General features: G+C 44.4%; 4 protein-coding genes and 1 pseudogene. 2 read left to right on the forward strand and 3 right to left on the reverse strand.

Annotated features, from left to right (window positions below; genetic code table 11):
* A partial coding sequence (locus F6K37_RS34235) for a hypothetical protein (protein WP_287255237.1) occupies window positions 1–265 on the forward strand: 265 nt, incomplete at its 5' end.
* A 37-nt stretch (window positions 266–302) separates the two neighbouring features.
* Here the strand turns inward: F6K37_RS34235 and F6K37_RS34240 are convergent.
* From F6K37_RS34240 to F6K37_RS34250, 3 genes are all read right to left on the reverse strand, one after another.
* Complete coding sequence (locus tag F6K37_RS34240; RefSeq protein ID WP_044494800.1) at window positions 303–611, reverse strand: P-II family nitrogen regulator; 309 nt, start codon at window positions 609–611, stop codon at window positions 303–305.
* Window positions 612–752: 141 nt separating this feature from the next.
* Window positions 753–1,049 (reverse strand): acylphosphatase, encoded by a 297-nt coding sequence (locus tag F6K37_RS34245; protein WP_008188303.1) that lies wholly within the window; start codon window positions 1,047–1,049, stop codon window positions 753–755.
* 161 nt (window positions 1,050–1,210) lie between these two features.
* Window positions 1,211–2,572 (reverse strand): histidine phosphatase family protein, encoded by a 1,362-nt coding sequence (locus F6K37_RS34250; protein ID WP_287255240.1) that lies wholly within the window; start codon window positions 2,570–2,572, stop codon window positions 1,211–1,213.
* Between the two features lie 230 nt (window positions 2,573–2,802).
* On the opposite strand from F6K37_RS34250, the pseudogene F6K37_RS34255 reads away from it, so the two are divergent.
* Window positions 2,803–3,886 (forward strand): annotated as a pseudogene (locus F6K37_RS34255) (CPBP family intramembrane glutamate endopeptidase); the annotation flags it as partial.

Here is a 3,886-nt window from a genome sequence, read left to right on the forward strand (position 1 = left end):
CTGCAAGCTGCAACAAATCAATGAAGCTCATGCCCAATTGCGCTCTTTACAAAGAACTCTCGGTTGGAAAAATAGACACCCCAAGCCTAAACCCCAGAAGCAATCACCATTAAAGAACCAATATCGTAAGTCAGACTTATATAAACGGGAAGTTAATCCTGTAACCACCGAAGCTAGTGAAAGTAAAACTGGGAGTCAGAATCAGGGAAGTCCAAAGTCTAGGCGTGTCTATCGCAGCCAGAAAATCGATGATTGGTTAGATTAACTAACTGGTGATTACTTGTGATCACTTGATCGCTGCTTTAATTGCTTAACGTTTCTATATCCTGTCGGTAGGCAATTAAAGCGTGACGCTTCCGGTATTCGGCTATAGCACGCAGAATTGCATCAGACACTTCCCGGGATACGATCGTCTTAATTTCAACATTGGTGTTGTAGCCCGGAATATCTCCTAGGCGTTTGCCGTGACCCCCCTCTCCCCGTACATCACTAACAGTATAACCAGTAGCCCCGTGGCTTTTGATCAGCTTCACAAGGCTTTCTCGAATTACTGATTCACCAATGATGGTGACTAAGACAGCATTATTGATGGGAGCATCTTCTGTAGACATAGGAAATTCCTTAATTCCTGACATCTACTAGTGTAGAATCTTCTAGTTTAGACTAAATAGATGTTAATTTTTAGTTATCAATGGGATTGACCTACGGTCACGCTACGAAAACGGATTTACAACCAAGCTCAACTATACCGATTAGTGCGTAATTTCAAATCCCTGCAAACCTTCCGGTGTCTCATTCTTAACCAGTACATTGTCAACCACAGCATTTAACGGTCCGGTATGACACCAACGCACCATAGCTTCTACTGCTGTGGTATTCCCTTCAAAGACTGCTTCCACACGCTTATCAAGAAGATTTCTCACCCAACCATTCACCCCTAGATGCTTAGCTTGAAGCATTGTGGCGTAGCGATAACCAACTCCTTGAACTCTTCCGGAAATGAAAACATGGGTGCGGATTTGCTTGTGTGGTGTTGATGAGTTTTGCATTTAGCAGTTTGCTGTTGACTACATCAAGTTAATGTTGAAGGTTGTTCGCCTTAAGCATCCTTTGTCGGCGAGGTTGACTGTAACACTTTGGCTTAGGGTCAACCTTCAACCAACCTTCAACATACTTACCCCAAAGCATGGAAATTGATCGTATTGTTTAGCTACAGCGCACCAGCGGCTGTTTTATCCAATACACCTCCAGATAGGTGTGTGGTGATATTCATCGCTTGCAATACTGGGGCTTTGTCTAAGCCTTGGGGATAATCAATTACGCTGACAGCCCCATTTCCCTGCTTGATACTCCAAATTAATGCTGGACTCAAGCCAAGAATGTCACAAAGTACTACTTTATTGATAGCATCATGAGCCACCACTAAGCCAGTCTGAAATCCAGAACCAGATGCCGTAGCTGATTTAACTATCCCATTCCAGGATGGCACTGCCCTTTCCAAAACATCCTGTAAGTTCTCTCCTTCTGGCATTTGTACCGTTTCTGGGGCAACTTTCCACTGATTGAGCAAGTCACCATACTCTTGGGAAATCTCTGATTCTAATTTGCCCTCCCATAAGCCATGACTGATTTCCCGGAGTCCATCATCAACTTGTAAATTGACATTGGGGTGAGACTGGAGAATAATTTCAGCAGTTTGCTTAGGACGCAGCATGGGGCTACTGACTGCAAAATCAATGGGGATATCTTTTAGAAACTCACCCGCCTGCTGTCCTTGTTTACGACCATTTTCATTTAAAGGTACATCAATTTGTCCCTGGAAGCGAGAGGCACGATTCCAATCGGTTTCACCGTGGCGCACCAACAACAGACGCAACCCAAGGTCAATATCTCCCTTAGGTGCGCTTGACCTTGGCAAGGTTTCTCCCAAGTGGGAGGTTTGATTGAGGGATTCCAATTGTACGGTTTCTCCCCAACCACCAGTGAAATTGAGCACATTGATGCCACAATTGGATTGCCTGATACTATGGTAACGAGCAGGAGTTACCCCAATGGCACTGCTAATTAAGCAGCGATTGATACCATTATGGGCTACGATTAAAATCGTACCTCCTTGATAGAGGCGGATAACCTCTTGCCAAAACTGCTCTGCTTGTTTGTATAGTTCAAGCACAGGAAAGTGTTCTTTAGACCCGACCCCTGTGGGAATGACCATGGAAAATTCGTGGGGGCGTTCTTTCCAGCGTTGGTAGTCTTCTGGGAATTTTTCCTTAACTTCGTTCTTTTGGAGATTTTGCCAAAGGGGTAAATCGATTTCCATCAGCTGATCTGATGGCTGTAACTGGGGAGGGTTTGGCAAATAGGATAGGATAATATCTGCGGTTTGCTTTGCCCGTTGTAAAGGGGAGCAGTAGATGGCATCAAAGCTGAGGCTACTGAGGGCAGTACCAACTTTTTGGGCATCAGCACAACCTTTTTCGGTCAAGACTGACTGATCACTGCGTCCTTGAATGATCTGCTGAATGTTGTAAGTACTTTGACCGTGACGGACAATAACGACGCGGGTAGCCAATCTCTTATTCCTCCATGAGCAGGTATATGGTTCAGCCGGGTCAGCTAGGGTGACAAATGTATACTGGGTATACTCAGATGATTCCGAATCATCAAGGTCATTGTAACCTAGCTAGATCATCCCTAAACTGGCAGTGTAAAGTTGGTGACTAGTTATTGGTTAGTAGTCCATTGAGCAGCAAAAAATAACTAGTAACTAATGAGCAAAATGCTTGTGTGTTGGGGGGTTCGATGACTATAAAACGGTTGGTTTTAATTGTACTGACGATTTTTGCGATCGCTAGAATTGGCCTTTCTCTGGTAGAAAGCTGGGGTCAGCCCCAGATTCAAACTAATCTGGAACTTCGCCAAACCAATCTAGTACTTCATGGCTGGGAGTGGCAGAAAACAACCTCTGATTCTGCTACATCTGAGCAGTCTAATCAGGAGTCTAAGGTAGATTGGACTGTGGCTCGAAATGCTTTAATTGGTGCTGAGCCGTTTCAATCTGCTCAAAAACAGTATGAAACAGCCCGTCAATTGGCTCAGACCAATCAGTCAAAGGTTCTGACCAAACTCCAAAAATTTTCCATAGGGAAGGTAACCACACCGAAGGATGGAGCGCCATCACAATCACCAGCTACTCCCCTGACCCAAAACGCCTATCCCTCAGAGCAGCAGCAATTGCAAGAGTCATTGTCTGACATCGAACAGCTGATTGCTCGGCTGGATTTGCGTATTGGAATTCTCCAAGCTCAACAAGGAAAAACCGATGCTGCTATTGAAACCTGGGATGCAAAGACATACCCTAATGGCTCATTAGAAACTGCTGGGGTATTAATGGGTCTATGGAGTGAGCCACCCCTGGTACTACCAGATGCTGAGGAAAAAATTGAACAAAACTTAGATAATTGGTTCCGCTATCGCGCTTTGAGTCAGCTGTATCAAGTGCAGCAGCGCCAAAGTGACCTATTGTCACTCCAAACCCAAGAACAAGAAACGGCTGAACAAGCAATTGTCAAATTATTCGTTATCGCTGTCATCCCAGGATTTAACACCCTATTGGGTTTGATAATCTTAGTGTGTTTGGTTGCTCAGTTGTTGTTTCAAGGTAAGCAATCCCTGATAGCAACCAATCATAATGTGCCATGGAAAACAGCTTGGGATGGGGAAATTATTTGGCAAGTGCTGATTTTTGGTTTTTTCGCTATCGGTCAACTCCTGTTACCGCTTTTAATTGGGCTCTCACTGGGGATTGTTGGGATTAACCCAGCCAATTTTACGGTACAGATGAGTGCTTTCTATGTGTTGCTAACTTACCTAATCATGGCATTTG

This window comes from Moorena sp. SIO4E2, assembly GCF_010671945.1.
In the GTDB taxonomy this organism is placed as follows: domain Bacteria; phylum Cyanobacteriota; class Cyanobacteriia; order Cyanobacteriales; family Coleofasciculaceae; genus Moorena; species Moorena producens.

Coding starts and splice junctions, on each gene's coding strand:
- F6K37_RS34245 (WP_008188303.1), bottom strand. CDS start 1,049: ATGCAAAACTCATCAACACCACACAAGCAAATCCGCACCCATGTTTTC.
- F6K37_RS34240 (WP_044494800.1), bottom strand. CDS start 611: ATGTCTACAGAAGATGCTCCCATCAATAATGCTGTCTTAGTCACCATC.